9 protein-coding genes are annotated in these 18,879 nt (G+C 37.9%); 2 read left to right on the top strand and 7 right to left on the bottom strand.

From position 1 onward, the window contains the following. Nucleotides 1-93 precede the first annotated feature (93 nt). Nucleotides 94-1,824, top strand: a complete 1,731-nt coding sequence (locus J2Y40_RS06695; protein ID WP_309997937.1) for a hypothetical protein — start codon at nt 94-96, stop codon at nt 1,822-1,824. Nucleotides 1,825-1,973: 149 nt separating this feature from the next. On the opposite strand, the gene J2Y40_RS06700 is transcribed toward J2Y40_RS06695, so the two are convergent. The 3 genes from J2Y40_RS06700 to J2Y40_RS06710 all read right to left on the bottom strand — a co-directional run bounded on the left by J2Y40_RS06700 (nt 1,974) and on the right by J2Y40_RS06710 (nt 4,820). Next, entirely contained in the window at nt 1,974-2,750 is a 777-nt protein-coding gene (locus tag J2Y40_RS06700) for a zinc ribbon domain-containing protein (RefSeq protein WP_153399412.1), read from the bottom strand. A gap of 2 nt (nt 2,751-2,752) precedes the next feature. Continuing rightward, on the bottom strand, nt 2,753-3,850 hold the full coding sequence (locus J2Y40_RS06705; RefSeq protein WP_309997940.1) for a Nif3-like dinuclear metal center hexameric protein: 1,098 nt from the start codon (nt 3,848-3,850) through the stop codon (nt 2,753-2,755). 130 nt (nt 3,851-3,980) lie between these two features. Then, nucleotides 3,981-4,820, bottom strand: coding sequence for a hypothetical protein (locus J2Y40_RS06710; protein ID WP_231128777.1), 840 nt, complete (start codon nt 4,818-4,820; stop codon nt 3,981-3,983). A 249-nt stretch (nt 4,821-5,069) separates the two neighbouring features. Between J2Y40_RS06710 and J2Y40_RS06715 the strand changes: the two genes are divergently transcribed. Next, nucleotides 5,070-5,897, top strand: a complete 828-nt coding sequence (locus J2Y40_RS06715) for an ion transporter (protein ID WP_153399408.1) — start codon at nt 5,070-5,072, stop codon at nt 5,895-5,897. A 284-nt stretch (nt 5,898-6,181) separates the two neighbouring features. Here J2Y40_RS06715 and J2Y40_RS06720 read toward each other — a convergent pair whose 3' ends face one another. The 4 genes from J2Y40_RS06720 to dnaE all read right to left on the bottom strand — a co-directional run bounded on the left by J2Y40_RS06720 (nt 6,182) and on the right by dnaE (nt 18,678). Next, nucleotides 6,182-8,152 (bottom strand): T9SS type A sorting domain-containing protein, encoded by a 1,971-nt coding sequence (locus J2Y40_RS06720; RefSeq protein ID WP_309997944.1) that lies wholly within the window; start codon nt 8,150-8,152, stop codon nt 6,182-6,184. A 308-nt stretch (nt 8,153-8,460) separates the two neighbouring features. After that, nucleotides 8,461-10,461: a T9SS type A sorting domain-containing protein gene (locus J2Y40_RS06725; RefSeq protein WP_309997946.1), complete on the bottom strand. Its 2,001-nt coding sequence runs from the start codon at nt 10,459-10,461 to the stop codon at nt 8,461-8,463. Between the two features lie 114 nt (nt 10,462-10,575). Continuing rightward, a complete protein-coding gene (locus J2Y40_RS06730; protein WP_309997948.1) occupies nt 10,576-13,665 on the bottom strand; it encodes a T9SS type A sorting domain-containing protein in 3,090 nt (1,029 codons plus the stop codon). 345 nt (nt 13,666-14,010) lie between these two features. Then, on the bottom strand, nt 14,011-18,678 hold the full coding sequence (gene dnaE, locus J2Y40_RS06735; protein WP_309997951.1) for a DNA polymerase III subunit alpha: 4,668 nt from the start codon (nt 18,676-18,678) through the stop codon (nt 14,011-14,013). Between the last annotated feature and the right edge of the window lie 201 nt (nt 18,679-18,879).

Below are 18,879 nucleotides of genomic sequence, written 5' to 3' on the forward strand. Positions count from 1 at the left end.
AAGAAACCGCTTCAACTGAAGCGGTTTTTATTTTGTATTAAAACAGCATAAGATTTCTTTATCTTTGAACCTTTGATTTCAGAAAATATAACCATGTTTACACATTATACCCATTTTAAAAGTTCCTTGCTTGCATTTTTATGTTTATCTGTTCCTCTGGCTTCACAAAAAAAGCTTCAGACCGATAAAACCGGAACTCTTCTCCAATCCGAGTATGTAAAGCTGAAAAAAGAAAAAGGCTATGACGGTATAGGAAAGTTCGATACGATCAGCCTTAATCCGCTTTTAATTTATGCAGGAACCGTTAAAGACAATAAGCTTGGAGTAATAGACCTTTATGGGAAAGAGATCCTTAAAAATGAATATAAACAAATCCGAGGAATCTATAATACCTGGACCGGACTTCCCGGCTATCATGATCATTTCCTTCTTCAAAATGAAAAAGGATGGGCCATTTCCGATTATTACGGCAGCCCGAAAACTCCTTTTATCTATGACCATCTCTGGTTTGAAGAATACCTGCCTGTAGCCAAAAGAATCCAACCGGAAAAGTTTGAATCAAGGATTTTTAAAGATTCTATCTTCAAGGCAAAACAGGGAGAATCTTCTATCTATCTCAATAAAAAAGGCGAACAGATCAAACATAAGGAAAGTCTGTATAAGCTTCAGGGAACTACACCTCTTGACAATAACCCCGATATCTATAAACTGTCTAAAAAGTTTAGGAAAGTTATCCCTCTCACCAATACCCTCTTTATGGTGGCCAGCCCTGCGGATAAAAATAAATTCGGAGTGTATGATCTGTCGTCATCAAAAATGGTTATTCCGGCGAAGTTCAGCTATGTCAATTATATGGAAAAAGCACAGTTTCTTGTCGCCGGAACCGATGATTATAAAAAATACGCCTATGATCTGAAAGGAAACCTCATCATAAAAGAAGCTATGCATTATTTTAATGATATAGGAAATGATAAAAATGTAGCGGTGGTCGTTCATAATCAACATAATAAAGCAGCTCTTTTCACCAAAGATCTTAAGCCGATTACAGATTTTAAATATAATTTTATCGCTGCCTCTGATTACTATGCAAAAGGAGTGGTCAATACAGGTGATGTAAAGGAACAGACAGAAGATTTGATGACCTTGGATGGAAAAAAAATAAACTTTAACGTGGATTATGATGAGATCATTTACTGGGTAAATTCTTTTGAACAACATTCAGAGCCTTTCTTGTTTTTAAGAAAAAAAGATAAGCTGGCCATTGTGAAAGAAGGAAAAGTCATTTCTGATTTTATCTATGATGAAATTCTGCCGGAAGCCTTCGTTGCTTCTAATCAGCCCATCCTTACTTTTGAGCCTTCCATGTCAGCCAACCATCCCAATCATTTTATCTACTTTAAGAAAGACGGAAAATACGGAATCATGGATAATAACTACAAAATCATCCTCAATAACATCTATGATATGATTACCGAATCAGCGATGACGGGATATGTACATGTAGCCAGAAAATCCCCTGAAACAGGTAATAAACAATGGGGAGTATATGATGTAAAAGGAGGTAAGGAAATTATTCCTACACAGTTCAGCTTCATTCGAAATACGGAACTGGATTTCTTTTTGGTAGCCCAAAAATCGAAATTCGGGATTTACGATAATACCGGAAAACAAATCCTCCCGCTGATTTATAGCCACAGGCTTTCCTCTGAGAAAAATTTTGTAGGCCTTCAGTCTTTTTATGAAAACTATGGTGAAGCCTTTGCCTACATAGATTCTTTCGGAAATGTAACGATAAAAGAAGGCTATGTCCCTAAAAATAATTGATCTCTAAGATTATACAATGTTAAAATGCTGGAAGAGGGAAGTTATTAAGAGTAAATATTGATCTGATTTATTTATTTTATTTGGCTTCCCATAATATAAAAAAAACCGCTCCATTTCTGAAGCAGTTCTGTTATTTTAAAAACCGGTAATTAGAATTTAATTACAGATTTCATTTTTTCGTTTTCTTCCATTACCAACTCATCATCAACAAGGATTTTTCCAGAGTGCTCATCAATGATGATTTTCTTTCTCTGGGCAATTTCCATTTGCTTTTGAGGTGGAATAGTGAAGAATGAACCTTTAGGAGCTCCTCTTTCCAATCCTACTACTGCAAGACCGTTGATAGAGTTGGTTCTGATTCTGTTGTAAGAAGCCAATAATCTTTCGTCAATCTGGCTTGCAAATTCTTTAGACTTCTCAATCAGATATTCTTCTTCTTTCTGAGTTTCAGAGATCAGACCGTCTAATTCTTCTTTTTTGAATTTCAAGTGATTCTTAAGATCATCTATCTTTGCATTCAGTTCACTTAAAGTTTCATTTTTATGAGCAATTTTAGCTCCGAATTCTTTAATTCTTTTTTCAGCAAGCTGAATTTCAAGATCCTGGAATTCCATTTCTTTTCCTAATGCCTCAAACTCTTTATTGTTTCTTACATTATCCTGCTGAGATTTGTATTTTTCAATTAAAGTTTTCGCATGGTTGATTACTTCATGCTTTGTCTTGATCTGGTCGTCCTGATCCTTAATGTCTGCATGAAATTTTTCAGCTCTTTTTTCAAGTCCTTCAATCTCAATTTCAAGATCTTCAACTTCAATTGGCAATTCTCCTCTGGTATTTCGGATTTCATCCAATCTTGAATCAATGATCTGTAAATCGTATAAAGCTCTTAATTTTTCTTCAACTGAAATATCGTTGGTTTTTGCCATATTTAAATGAAATAATTTACTGGGTTTGTTTTTTCAATAGATTTTGAAATTGCAAATGTACTAAATTTTTGTGACAAAATTTCAAATAATTGTTGGGTAACCAATTGTTCTGATTCATAGTGCCCTATATCACAGATCAGCATTTTAGATTCTGCCAGGAAAAAATCGTGGTACTTGATATCTCCGGTAAGATAAGCATCACATTTTTTGGATAAAGCAGACCTGATCCCGCTTGCTCCGGAACCTCCCAAAACCCCTACCCTTTTGATTTTTTTATTATTGAATGCGGAATGCCTGATCATTTCAAGACCAAATTTTTCTTTCACCAGTTGTAAGAAATCTTTTTCTTCCATAGGCTCGTCCAGCTCTCCGTACATTCCCAGTCCTGCATGATGATTTTTGTTATCCAGACTGTAGATATGGTGGGCTACTTCTTCATAAGGATGTGCCTGCTTCATTGCGGTCACAATCTGCCCTTGTTTGTACCCTTCAAAAATAACTGAGATCATATTTTCATCAGCATTTTCACGGATATTCTGCTGTCCGGAAAATGGATTGGAGCCCTCTACCGGTCTGAATGTTCCGTTTCCGTTCACCGTAAAACTGCATTCGTCATAAAATCCTATACTTCCGGCTCCTGCAGCAAACATGGCTTCTTTTACTTTCTCGGAAAACTCTGAAGGTACAAAAACCGTCAGCTGCTTCAGATTATTTTCTTTAGGCTGAAGGATTTTCATATTCTTCAGTCCCAGATGGCTGCAGATCCCATGATTCACTCCGAAGAAATCATTATCGAATGCCGTGTGTACTGCGTAAATGGCAATTTTATTTTCAATCGCTTTTAAAACCGCTCTTTCCACATAGTTTTTTCCTGTAATAGATTTCAATCCGGAAAAGATGATGGGATGAAAGCAGACAATCAGATTACAGTTTTTCTGAATAGCTTCCTCCACTACATTTTCCAGTGCATCGTGACACACCAGAATTCCTGAAACATCTCGGTCAGGAACACCACACAGTAAACCCACGTTATCAAAATCTTCCGCCTGCCTTATACTGATCTCCTCTTCAATTCTTGAAATAACTGTTTTTAGCTTCATTGTATAAATTTTCAGTTTCAGCGAAGATATTGATTTTTAGAAAAACCCGGAAAGTATTTCTGAAGCAATAAAAAAAAAGCCGGCCTGTTGAAGCCGGCTGAGTTTCAAACTAAAACCTATCCAAATTCTTTCAATCTTTAAATAAGGATACCCTGGTAAAGGAGTCTACTACTGCAGTACATGTTAAGTCTGCTTCAAGGAAAAGTTGATATCCTCTACCCGGATCAAGACTGGCAGCATCTGCAATAGTGTAAAAGTAGAAAGTAAGAATGTTTCCGGATGCCGACCCGCTGGGAACAAGCTGGATAGAGTTGATTTCAAACCCTGAATCCGGATTTTTAAAGGTAGCTTTTACAGATCCTGAAGAATTGGCTCCAGATGCCACATTCACAATAAGTCTCCAAACGTGAACCTGGCCATAAATTTCATTTTCTCTCCATTTGCCTGAATTATAGATATTGGCTGTAGTTCCGGGGAAAGGAACTGTTGTTTCCGGCCAGCTCGTTGTAGGGCTTGTAGCGAAGACTAATGGAGTGGTGTATACTACCTGCTGCCTTGGTCCATAACCACTACCTGATCCATTCAGACTGAGGGAAGGTTTTACATCTGCGTTTCCAGAATTTATTTTAACGACACCGTCGTTACCAGCCTGAGATGATGTGGGAACAAAAAGTTGCCTCCAGAGAAGGCCATCCCAGTACTGGAAATTATTTGATGTTGTATTAAAAATAAGAGTGCCCGCGATAAGATTAGGGTTCGGCATTCCAGCCGGAGGTATAGTAGCTGTAGTATTATCAGCCAGATAGGTATCTCTATCTGCATCAGTAAGACGTGGAATAAGAAGGCCTTTCTGATTGGAAACAATATCCAATACGGCTGCTCCGTTTGGAGAGCTTGTATTGATCCCAACTTGTGTGTATAAAATACTGTACATAAAAATTGAGATCCACGAAATTAAAATTTTTCTCATAATGTTTGTTTTTGTAGAATAAAATTACATATTGAATCTTAATTTATGTTAAAAAATAAGTTTTTAATTCTCATATTATTTTCGTAAATTACAAAACATAAGTCACTGAAAACCATGACAATAATATAAAATAATTCACTTTTAAATGACAGAAAAACTTTTAACATTTGAAGATATATAGTAACAATCGTATATTTACCTGGCCTATAGGGGAAATTATTAACTTTGCCGTGAAATACTGATTTTGAAATGGAAAGAGAGCATAACCTTGTTCCTGAAGATAAACTCTGGAAAAGATTCCTTTATCGTATAATTTACCGCTCCGATACAAGGCTCGGAAAGCTGTTTGACATCATCCTTTTATCTTTAATTCTTGCAAGTACAGCAATCATTATGATGGAAAGTGTGCCCAAACTTGACAAAAGATTCCATTATACGTTTCTGATTCTGGAATGGATTATTTCCCTGTTTTTCTCCGCAGAATACCTGATGCGTATTGCTGTAGTAAAAAATAAAAAACATTATGTCTTCAGTTTTTTCGGAATTATTGATTTTCTTGCACTGGTTCCTTTTTATCTGAGTCTCTTTTTCCCGATAACAAAATATTTCCTGATCTTCAGAATGCTCAGAATGCTTAGAATTTTCAGAATCTTCAACCTGCTTGATTTTATGAATGACGGTTACCTCATCGTAAGGGCACTGAAGAACAGTTCCAGAAAGATTTATATTTTCCTTCTGTTTCTGATTATTTTTTCGGTCATTGTGGGCTCTATGATGTTTATGGTAGAAGGAGGCAGGCCTGGGTTTGAAACCATTCCGCAATCCATTTACTGGGCGGTAGTTACTGTAACAACCGTTGGATATGGAGACGTTTCCCCTATTACTCCTCTGGGTAAGTTTTTTGCAGTCATTCTGATGCTTGCCGGGTATTCTATTATTGCTGTTCCTACTGGAATTGTAACCGCGGAAATGCGGAATAAAAGACAGAATCTGGAAAAGGTTTGTGACCGTTGCGGTAATGAAGATATTGATGATGATGCCAGGTATTGTAAGCAGTGTGGCAAGAAATTAGCTTGATATGAGGTAAATACTGAATTATTAACCCAATATCACAATATCATGGAACCAAAAAAGAAAAACAAACCCAACAGTCTGGTCATTATTCTATTTGCCCTGATTGTGTTAATGATTATCATTTATTTTATACTAGTCACTTTTTTCCCTACCCTATTTGACCTGATGAACACAGGGGATATACAGCCGGTACCAGATAAATAATGAGTAATGAGTAATGAATGATAAGTAATAAAAAAGACGGCTGGAGCCGTCTTTTTTATTATACAATGATACAATATGTTATTTTATTTTTTGATTGCTTTGATGGTCTGTTTAGATCCGTCTTTCATTTGTAATGTAACAAAATAAAGTCCTTGTTTTAAGTCTCCTAAATGAAGAGTAGAAGAAGGATTATCAATTGTTTTCACCAATCTTCCGGAAACATCTGAAATGGAAACGGCTTTTACCAGTTCTATTTTCGAGATGTTCAGCACATCTGTAAACGGATTCGGGTATGCTTTAACTGCGTCTTTCGCTTTAGCTGTTTCTGCTGTACTAAGAGCTCCTTTACTGATATTGATGGTAAACGGCCATTCCATTTCATCTGTAAAACCGCTGTAGTTGCCTACGTTTACATAATAAACTGTTCCGGCAACAGTAGGTATAGAAACGGTTTCGGTACCTCCTGAACCGTTATCATCCATAGAATCTTCACAGGTAAGGTTATCACAGCTTCCACTGTAAACCCCTACTTCCGGATCAAATGAACTTCCCGCTGGCATTGATACTGAAATATTGTAAGTATCTCCGTCTCCTGTAAAGGTAAACCACGTACCATCATTCATTGTTCCATCAGTACAAACTTCAATAAATCCATCATTATTCGTTGCACCGCCTGCGTCAGTTTGTGTATAGCTATATGGGAATGTTGTTGCTGCCAGTGCACCTGAACATGCATCATTAGCGGGAGGTGGAGGCAAGGTACCTACGCAGATGTTAAAGCTCTGGGCTCTGCCAGCTCCTCCATAACTGTATACTCTTATGTAGTAAGTATCTCCTGGTGTAAGATCATTAACAAGTGCTGTTGCAGGATCTGAACAGAATACATTCGACATATTGCCGCATGCGCCACTTAAAACCTGGAAATAAGTATCTGTAGTATCTGTACTTCCTATAGAAACGATATTGCTAAGCGAGATGAAATGAGTGGAAGCTGTAGCAGTAAATTTATACCATACGTCATCATCAGGATTTCCGGAACAAGTACCCGTAGCTACTCCTGAGTCTGTAGCACCTAACGTATATCCGGAAGTAGGATTACTACACTGGATATTAGCACTTACAGTAAGCTCAACAGCGCTTGTACACTCATCGTTTGCGGGTGGAGGTGGTGCGCTTTTAAAGGTAATTTCTGAGCAGCCTGCAGATTCTCCTCCCGCTCCTACAGCAGTCACTTTAAGGTAATAAGTCGTATTGGCAGCCAGAGGAGTGGAAGGGGTAAAGCTTGTTGTTGCTACCGATTCCTGGTTAACAACATTTGTTCCCCCCGGCGTAGTTCCTATAGATACTTTATAGCTTTGAGCACCCGTTGGTGCGTTCCAGGTAATATTAGGAGATAATGGAACAAACTGTGCATTATTGGCAGGATATGCCACAACAGGACATGCCGGTATAGAACTAGGAGCAAGCCCCATAATAGTAATAACGGATTTATTGCTACTTAAGTTTCCGTCTTCCGGATTCGCTGTATCAAAAGGATCATCATCATTCCTATAATAAAGAGAAGATCCTGCAGCCGAAAGATTATACACATAAAAAGCTTCACTGAAACCATTGGAGTCATATCCCGATGAATTTTCCTGAGCAGCCACTACCAGATTCTGGGTATTGTTGTAGGGAAAAGGAACTGCAAAAGTAACTTCCACTACTCCATTGTTTTGGGAAATTGATCCTGTATACACCTCTGTAAGACCAGCCGCTGGAATCCAGTCACTTTCAGAGGTAAAGTTCGTTTTTGAAGTATGTCCCAGAAAAACAGTCCAGTCAGAAGAATTGGTAAGAACCGCATTGGGACTCAGGTAAAATTTAAGCCCGGTAATATTACCTGCTGCATTGGCATTAATTTCCTGTTTTGTGAAGATCTGCTGGACATAAGAATATCCGTAATAAGTACTTATAGGGGCAACTCCTACACTCGTACTTCCTGTGCCCAAGTCAATCTGGGCATTCATGATCATGCTTAGCATTAACAAACATGAAAATAGAAGTTTTTTCATAGATTAGTATATTTTAGTGTTTAGACAACTAAATTAACAATAATTAAGCACAAAACCCCAATTAAAATTAAAAAAACATCCGATATAAATAAATATTTCATATTTCACAAAATAAAGAAAAAAACAGTATTTCCCTCCTTTTTGATATTTTACATCACAGGAAAAGCTGATGATCACACCGTTCAATTACAACAACAGATTGGATGAAAAAACAAAACCATCGACCTTATCAGGTTATCATCTGGCCACCACATATCAAAAAAAACAGCAGCCTTTTGAGCTGCCGTTCATTATTAAAAATTAAAATATTATTTTCTGATTACTTTCACAGTCTGCTTTGATCCGTCTTTCATATTTAAAATCACCAGATACATACCTTGTTTAAGATCTTCCAAATGAAGTACGGAGGAAGGTACATTTATATTTTTCACCTGTCTTCCTGATACATCAGAAATAGTAATGGATCCCACTTTTGAAATATCTGCAATATTCAATACATCTGTAAACGGATTCGGATATACCTTGATCTTATCTTTTTCTTTAGAAACTTCTGAAGTTCCAAGAGATGCATTTTTGATTGCAATGGTAAATTCTCCCTCCATATTATCCGAATAAGCACTATAATTACCCACATTTACATAATAAACAGTTCCAGCCGTGGTTTGAACAGAAATTGCTTCTGCACCTCCTGACAATCCATCATCTGCCGTTCCTACACAGGTTAAATTATCACAGCTTCCACTGTATACCCCAATCTTAGGATCAAAAGAACTTCCAGAAGGCATCGTAACTGAAATATCAAAAGTACTTCCAGTTCCGGTAAATGTGAACCATGTTCCGTCATTCATTCCCTCATCTGTACAGCTTTCAATAAATCCGTCATTATTGGTAGCACCCGCCGCATCAGCCTGAGTATAGCTGTATGGGAATACTGTTGCAGAAAGAGCTCCGGAGCATGCATCATTAGCTGGTGCAGGAGGTAATGTGCCTACACATAAGTCAAAAGTAATAGCTCCGTCATACATACTGAATACTCTTATGTAATACGTCTCACCAGGTGTCAATCCGGAAAGAACCTGATAGTCTTCATAGTCTGAACATACAATATTGGTAAGAGTATCACATGCTCCGCTGAAAACTTCAAAGAAAGCTCCTCCATATCCGGAAACAGCAGCCACATTACTTATTGAGACAATATGAGAAGTACCTACTGCAGTAAACTTATACCATACATCATCATCTGCCTCACCATCACAAGGATCAATGCCTGAATCTGTAGCCTCAGCGGTATGTCCTGAAATTTTATTACTGCAGCTCATATCTGAATTCACCGTCAATGCTACAGCTCCTGAACATTCATCATTAGCAGGAGGAGCATCAGGAAGAGTCCCTATACAAATATCAAAAGTATTAAACCCTTCAGCATCACTGAATATTCTTATATAATAAGTTTCTCCGGGATTCAGTCCGGTGAGAATCTGAGAGGTTTCATAATCTGAGCATCCGATACTGGTTAAGGCACCACATGAACCGCTAAATATTTCAAACATAGGAGAATCATATCCATAGATAGAATCTACATTGCTTAATGATATAGCATGAGAAGTTTCTACCGCAGTAAATTTATACCAGACATCATCATCTGATTCGCCTTCACACGGATCAATACCAGAATCTGTACCACCTATTGTAGTTCCTGACGTTTTATTACCACAAAAAAGATCTGCATTAACTGTTAAAGTTACCGCTCCGGAACATTCATCATTCGCTACAGGTGGAGGCAGCATCCCTACACAAATATTAAAAGTCTGAGCCCTGCCTGCTCCATAATAGCTGTACACCCGGATATAATAGGTTTCTCCCGGTGTAAGGTCTCTTACAATATTTTCTTCAGGATCAGAGCATTTAATGCTCGTCAGATTACCACAAGTCCCGTTGAATACCTGAAAATACATATCGGTAGAGTTATCACTTCCTACAGAAACAATATTTTTGAGAGAAATTACATGAATTGAAGCAGTTGCTGTAAATTTATACCATACATCATCATCGGCAGTTCCATAGCAAGGAGCTGGAGCTAATCCTGAATCTGTAGCGTCAAGTGTTGTTCCTGCAACAGTAACACCACAGTTCAGATTTGAATTCACGGTAAGCTGTACTGCATTCTCACAATCATCATTAGCCGGAGGGTTCCATGCTTTATTCCGGCCGTTATATTCTTTCTTATCAGTAGAGAAATTTCCTGTCTCTACCCGTGCATTCATGGTTATGCTTATCAGAAGCATACCCCAGAGTAAAATTCTTTTCATAGTTTATTAAGTTTTATTTTTTTGTTAAATTAATAATATTTTTTAAATATATAACAAAAAAAATAGCAGCTTATTAGGCTGCTATTCATAAAACACTGATTAATACTAAAAAATTTATTTTTTAATAGTTTTTAATGTTTGTACTGATCCGTCTTTCATTTTTAAAGAAATCAGATACATTCCCTGTTTCAAATCTCCAAGCTGAAGAGCTGAAGAAGGATTGTCAATAGTTTTCACTACTCTTCCTGAAAGATCAATAACAGAAACTGATTTTACATTCTTCACATCTGAGATATTCAGAATATCAGAGAATGGGTTTGGATACACTTTAAGGTTATTTTTCACCACTGCCGTTTCTGAAGTGGCTAAAACAGAACTGTCATAAGCTGAAACTCTGAACTCTCCATCCGGATTTGTAGGCCCGAATTTCCAAACACTTACATATAGTGTGGATCCAGGAGTTTGGCCTGTAACTGACACTTTAGAAAATCTGTTGCTGGCTCCACTAACATCATCATTACATCCTACAGAAGTAAGCGTCCCGCAGCTACCGCTATACATCTCCATAATAGAATCAGCAAACGAAGATCCTGTAAGCGAAGCTGTTTCAACGGTAACACTTCCTGATGGAGGAACTACTACAGAAAACCATACATTATTAACATTATTAGACCCGGTAGTAACACATGTTGACACTCCATTAGTCGTTGCCGATACACTTGTAGCAGTAATAGGATTTGAATTAAAGTTATTCCCTACCGTTAAAGCAACAGCGCCTGAGCACTCATCATTGGCAGGAGGAGGAGGAGGAGTTCCTACACAGATATTAAAGCTGTTGGAATATCCTGATCCATTAGAATTATAAACTCTTACATAATACGTCTGACCTGTTGTTAATCCAGGCACAACAGTTGAGTTAGAAGTTCCGCATACAAGACTTGTTAAAGATCCGCATGCTCCACTAAATACCTGAGTATACAAACTTGTTGACGAAGTGCTTCCTGTAGAAACCACATTAGACAGCATTACTGTATGAACCGGGCCTGTAGCCGTGAAAGCATACCATACATCATCATCTGCAGTACCTGTACATGGAGATACAGCTAAATTAGAATTTGTAGCACTATGTGTTGTTCCCGAAGTAGGAGCTGCACAGTTTAAATCCGCACTTACAGGAAGAGTTACGGCATTACCGCATTCATCATTGGCAGGCACAACCGGTGTTGATACACAAATCTTGAATGTGTTGGCATATCCTGTTCCAGTATTAGAGTTATATACTCTGATATAATAAGTACTACCAACTGTTAAACCTGTAAGCACTGTTGGTGTAGCAGGGCTTGTATCACATGCAAGGGATGTCATACTTCCACAAGCTCCGCTTAAAACCTGAAGATATAAAGACGTGGAAGAAGTTACTCCTACTGACACAACATCAGTTAAAGCAACCACATGAGATGTAGAGGTTGCCACAAAAGAATACCATACATCGTCATCTGCAGTACCTGTACATGGAGATACAGCAACGCCTGAGCTGGTTGCAGATAAAGTAGTTCCTACCACTGCAGAAGTACATAAAGCTCCTGAGCTTACCGTAAGGGCTGTGGCCGCTGAACACTCATCATTGGCAGGAGGCGGAGGAAGTGTTCCTATACAAATCTCAAAACTTGCAGCATATTCCGCACCTGAACTATAGGTGAAAACTTTTACATAATAAGTTTCTCCCGGCGTAAGTCCTGAAACAGAATTAGCATCAGCATCACTGCAAAGTAAACTTGTGAAAGAACCACAAGTTCCGCTTAATACCTGAAAATACATATCGGTTGTAGATGATGTTCCTGTAGAAACTACATTAGACAATTTAATCACATGACTGCTGGCTGTAGCAACAAAGCTAAACCAAACATCATCATCTGAAGTAACAAAGCTACAAGTACCTGATGATGCAGACTGTGTTGCACCCAATGTATTTCCTGTACCTTTTACAGCACAGTTGATATCTGAGTTTACTCCTAAAACTACCGCATTCGCACACTCATCATTAGCAGGAGGAGGTGCCTTGGTTGTAAATTTTCTAACTGTACAGGATGCCGATGTACTCGTCGTTCCCTGATAAGCATTTACCGTATAATAATACGCTGTATTATAGTTCAAAGGAGAGGGAAATGTGTAAGTTAATACATTCCCAAGGTCTATGTTATTCAAAACTTCAGTCCCTCCAGAAGTAGTTCCTACTGACAGCCTGTATCCCGTAGCCCCACTAACTGAGCTCCAAGTTATTGCAGGAGTCACACTTGTATTCAAGGCATTATTAGATGGTGCACTTACAGACGGACAGCCAATATTTAATGTTGTAAAAGAACTCTCTGTACAATTGGTTGTATTTCCTAAATTATTGGTAGGAATAACTTTTACGTAATAAACCGTTGAATAATTTAGAGCACTAGCCGTCGGAATACTATATGATGTAACATTCCCAACATTCTGGCCGTTAATAACATCTGTTCCTCCCGGAGTAGTTCCTACATTCAAAAGATATCCTGTAGCTCCTGCTGCCTGACTCCAGGTAATAGCAGGTGTCCTGGAAACTCCTGTCGCACCTGCTACCGGCGCTGAAATTGTTGAACATCCCGGAGGTGCAGTAACAACCTGCGTTAACTTCACGTCATCAAAACCTAAATAGAAATCAGAAGTTGCAGTATAATTTCCGGTCAGTCTGAATTTAAAATCAGCCCCTGCCGGGATTGTTCCCGCAGGAATTACTCCTGAAACAGTGGTACAAGGAACAGGTGTTGAGCTTGGATTATTCAGATTAATTGGCGCCCCCAGAGCAACCCATGTTGTTCCTCCATCTACTGTATATTCAGCGACAACGCTACCTTTAATTGCATCGCTAGAGGAATACCCTTTTGCTGCATACTGAAAGGAATAAGTAAGTTCTGTTCCGTTTGAACTTGCTGATGAATAGGTAATATTATAAGAGGTAACACCGCTATACAGATTTCTGTAAGCCATTTTCGAGCCTACGCAGGCTGTTCCTCCACTCCACATAGAAACAGTAGTGGTCTGACCTGCTGTAGATGGCAGTGCTGAGCCCGTCCATCCCGAAGGCAAAGAACTTCCTTCGAAGCTCTCATTTACAATAATTTGTGCAGATGCTCCCATACTCAGAGCCAACATACACGACAGTAAAAGTTTTTTCATACTTCGTAAAATAAAAATTAGGGAGGTAAAAGTAAGTAAATATTTAATCAAATATCAAAATTTATCTTAAAATATTAAATCCAAATATTTAAAATAGGCTGTAATTTTATAAAAACTTAAACATTTATTTAATTTTAACTAATATTTCACAATATAGAGTTAAAATTTAAAACACTGATTTTAAGAACGTTAAAACACAAGCATCAAAATACAAGCAGGAAGAAAAAACCCTACTTAACATAATATAATTGTTGATAAATTTTATAGACTAATCACTTTCAAGGGTCTTGAAAAAATAAAAAAAGCGGCAAAAAGCCGCTTTATATACCACATATTTTATTATTACTAATTGAGATAGAACTCATATTTATTCAGAAGCTGAATCTCCTTAATCAGATCTCCGTTCAGATCTACAGAATGTTTCATAGACTGCACTTCCAGATGGGAATCATCTTCTATATTTTTAATAAAGAATTTCAGTTTCTGGTTTCCTTTATTCCTGTCGAGAACTGTTCTGAAGAAATCCAGATCTTCCGGCCTGACATCCATCACATCCATTACCAGAGAAATACTTTTAGCAAATCTTTCAAAAGCTTCCTGCAGCTCGATTACATCATTCACATTCACAAAAACCCGTCCGTCTTTTACCTGGGCAAATTTTATTTTAAATATAACAAACCTCTGAACTTCCAGCTTTTCTTTCAGGCGCATATAATCTCTATCCCCCAGCCTGAAAGAATAAGATCCGGAATAATCTTCCAAAGTAACAAAAGCCACCTTCTCCCCGCTTCGGAATCCATCCTGAACTCTATATTCTGTGATAAGTCCGGCTACGGTATATTCTTTTCCGCCACCGCCATTCTCTCTTTCTTTCTGAATTGTTTTCCAGTCTTTCTTTTTCTCTTCAAAAAGCTCTTCCTGTTTATTAGAGAATGCCTGTTCTTTATAAGCATCTACTTCATCCAGATTGAGAAACAGAAAATTCCCTTTCGGTTCTGCTTTTTTAACAACCTCTTCTACAACTTCCTCTTCTCCTATGGACATTTCATCCGATACAATCTCTGTAAGATCAACAGAATCATCTTGTGCATCGGTCTCCAGAACGGGAGCTTCTTCCGTATTTGTTTTTTCTTCCTCTTCTTTTTCCAATACCGCTTTTTTGGAAAGCTGTCCCTGCATAAACTGGAACTGATATTTAAACTCATCCAGCGGATGCGCAGAAAGATAGAATCCTATAATTTCTTTTTCTTTATTCAGCTTATGCATATTGGGCCATTCCGGACAAGGAGGCAGTTTAGGCTGTTCAATCTGTACTTCTTCCGCAAAATCAGCAAACAGGGAATTTTCCATTTCGTGTTTACTCTCCTGGAAGCTTTGTCCGTATCTGATCAACCTTTCAAGATTGGTTTTTCCGGCCATATCAATATCAAAATACTGGCCTCTATGGAAAGCATCCAATTCATCAAATGCTCCCGCAAGCACTAAACTTTCCGCCACTCTCTTATTCATCTGGGAAGGCAGTATTCTTTCAAAAAAGTCGTAAATATTTTTGAATCTTCCGTTTTCTCTTTCTCGCGTAATGGCTTCACTCGGCCCTTCACCTATACCTTTAATTGCTCCCAATCCAAAACGGATCTGCCCTTTTTCGTTTACGGAAAATTTATATTGTGATTCATTCACATCAGGTCCCAGAACATCAACCCCCATACTTTTACAATCTTCCATGAACATGGTGATCGAATCCGTATTGTTAATGTTATTACTCATTACACTCGCCATATATTCTGCAGGATAGTTGGCTTTTAAAAAAGCCGTTTGATAAGCAATAAAGGCATAACAGGTTGAGTGGGATTTGTTGAAGGCATATTCCGCAAAAGCTTTCCAGTCATTCCAGATCTTCTCCAGCCTTTCCTCATTAAGATTATTCTTTCTTCCTCCTTCAATAAACTTAGGGTACATCTTATTCAGAACGTCGATCTGTTTTTTACCCATTGCTTTTCTCAGCGTATCGGCTTCACCTTTTGTAAAGTTGGCCAGTTTTTGAGATAAAAGCATTACCTGCTCCTGATAAACAGTAATTCCGTAGGTTTCTTTTAAATATTCCTCTGTTTCAGGAAGGTCATAGACAATTTCTTCAATTCCATGTTTCCTGTTAATAAAGTTCGGGATATACTTAATTGGACCTGGGCGATACAATGCGTTCATGGCAATAAGATCGGCAAAAACCGTTGGTTTCAGCTCTCTCATGTATTTTTGCATCCCGGGACTTTCGTACTGGAAAATCCCTACTGTTCTTCCTTCTTTAAATAACTGATATGTTTTTGTATCATCCAGCGGAATAAGATCCGGATCAATATCTACTCCATATCTTGCTTTAACCAGCTTTATTGCATCTTTGATAATTGTAAGTGTTCTAAGACCCAAAAAGTCCATTTTCAGAAGTCCTGCGCTTTCCGCTACTGAGTTATCAAACTGTGACACCAGAATATCAGCATCTTTCGCAGCAATAGTCACCGGAACCAGATTACTTACGTCTTCAGGAGTAATAATTACTCCGCAGGCGTGGATTCCTGTATTTCTGATGCATCCTTCCATCTTTTTTGCACTCGCAAGAACGTCATGGCGTGGATCCCCGGGGCTATCAAGAACAAATCTCATTTCATCAACGAGCATTTGCTCTTCCGGTTTCAGTTTTTCATATTTTGCCAAAGCTTTGGCAATATTCATTCCTGGTGTAGATGGAATAAGTTTCGCAATATTATTAGTATCAGGAATCGGAACATCAAGAACCCTTCCTGCATCTTTAATCGCAGATTTCCCACCCAAAACAGAGTAAGTAATAATCTGCGCCACCTGGCTCTGTCCATATTTATCAATTACCCATTTGATAACCCTGTCTCTACCTTCATCATCAAAGTCGATATCAATATCCGGCATTGAGACCCTTTCGGGATTCAGGAATCTCTCAAAAAGGAGATCATATTTAATTGGGTCAACATTAGTAATTCCAATACAGTATGCTACCGCAGAGCCTGCTGCCGATCCTCTTCCGGGACCAACCCAAACTCCCATTTTACGGGCCTCGTTACAAAAATCCTGTACAATAAGGAAATACCCCGGATACCCAGTATTGGCAATTACTTCAAGCTCAAAATCAAGACGTTCTTTAACTTCTTCTGTAATACCCTCAATACCATATCTCTTTTTAGCGCCTTCATAAGTAAGGTAAGTAAGATAAGCCATTTCACCACGTTTTCCTCCGTCTATCTCATCTTCCGTATGAATAAATTCCTCAGGAATATCAAACTTCGGCAGGAGAACATCTCTTTTTAAAGTATATGGTTTAAACTTAGCCGTAAATTCTTCATATGCTTCGAAAGCATCGGGATAAGCCAGAAAAGTTTCTTTTATTTCTTCAGCATTTTTAATATAATATTCTCCCGTTGCCAGTCCTCTTCTCTTTCCAAATCCTTTCCCAACAGGGGTTGACAGTTTTTCACCGTCTTTAATACAGCTTACAATATCCTGAATATTAGAATCGTCTTTATTGGTATAATACGTTTCGTTCTGAGCTAAAATCTTAACATTATATTTATCTGCAAAATACAGTAAAACTTCGTTCAAATGTTCTTCTTCCGGTAGCTTATGATTCTGGATCTGAACATAAAAATCATCTTCAAAAGTATCTTTCCACCATTTGAAAAGTTCCTCACCTTTTTGTTCACCGGTATTAAGAATAGCATCCGGGATATCTCCATGAATCCCTGACGTCAAAGCAATAACCCCTTCTTTATACTGGGCAATCAGCTCACGGCTTACCCTTGGAACTCCGAAATAGAAACCTTTTAAAAAACCGATACTTGAAAGCTTTGCTAAGTTTTTGTATCCGTTAAAATCCTTTGCTAAGAGAACAACCTGTGTTCTTCTGTCCGGATCATCTTTGGTAAACTGTTTCTGTTCATAGCGGTCTGAAATATAAAATTCACAGCCAACAACAGGAATCAAAGGCTCTGAAACAGGTTCTGTTTCATTAAATTCGGTTCCGTTTTCTTCAGCTTCCTGTTTTTTCGTTAAAAATTCTTTGTGCTTTTTTGCACGGTCCCCATTGGCTCCTTCTACTGCAGACACAAATTTAAAAGCACCCATCATATTTCCCAGATCCACCATTCCGACAGCCGGAAAATTGTCATCTGATGCCCTTTTAATTAAATCATTAATGCTTGAAGTAGCTGATAACGTTGAGAAGACACTATGATTATCAAAGTTAAAATATTGCCCAAGATCAATCTCGTCAATACTTCCAAAGTCCTGTTGTTTTTTCTTATTATTAAAGTCAGCTACCTGCCTTCTGATAACAATACTGAAAGGCTTGATAGGATCAGGATGAAGCGTTTTGAAATAAGCCAGCTGATCTTCAGAAACTTTTAACAGTTCTGCAGGAATCACCCCGATTCTCATCATTTCAAAAAACACCTGTGCCGTGGCATTTACGTCGGCTGCGGCATTATGTGCTTCGTCAAATTTATGTCCGTACAATTTTTCATAAAGCTCTTCCAGCTTTGGTGGTTTGAACCTTCCTCCCCTTCCGCCGCCAAGCTGGCAGTAGTTGGTTCCTAAGATCATGGTATCTGCTCTGGGCTTATCCTGAAGGTTGTCCTGTAAATTTTTTCTGTAAAATTCAGCTCCTACAATATTGTAATCAAATTCTACATTATGACCGGATACCACCCTTACTTTTTCAAGCACTTTGGAAAATTCTTCCAGGATTTCCTGAAGATCACGGCCTTCTTCATTAGCTATCTTAGTTGTAATCCCGTGAATTCTGGCAGCGTTGAAGGGAATATCATACCCTTCCGGTTTTATAATGTAGTCCTGGTTTTCAATAAGATTTCCATTGTCATCATGCACCTGCCATGCAATCTGAACCATTCTGGGCCAGTTTTCTGAATCGGAAAGCGGGGCGTTGAAATTCTTAGGTAAACCGGTTGTTTCTGTGTCAAAAATTAAATACATGTAATTTTCTAACTTTTTTAAAAAAGAGAATGTAAAGTTACTTCATTTTTTTTACAAAATTTACCCTCGAAATAGAAAAGACATCTATATTTTTTTTGTTAAAAAAGCCAATATAAATAAAAACAACAAATTACATTTAAAACAAACTAAAAATTAAACAAAACACAATAAATAAACAATAAATCAAAATTATCTTTAATA

Source organism: Chryseobacterium sp. 2987 (assembly GCF_031456375.1).
Classification (GTDB): Bacteria; Bacteroidota; Bacteroidia; order Flavobacteriales; family Weeksellaceae; genus Chryseobacterium; species Chryseobacterium vaccae.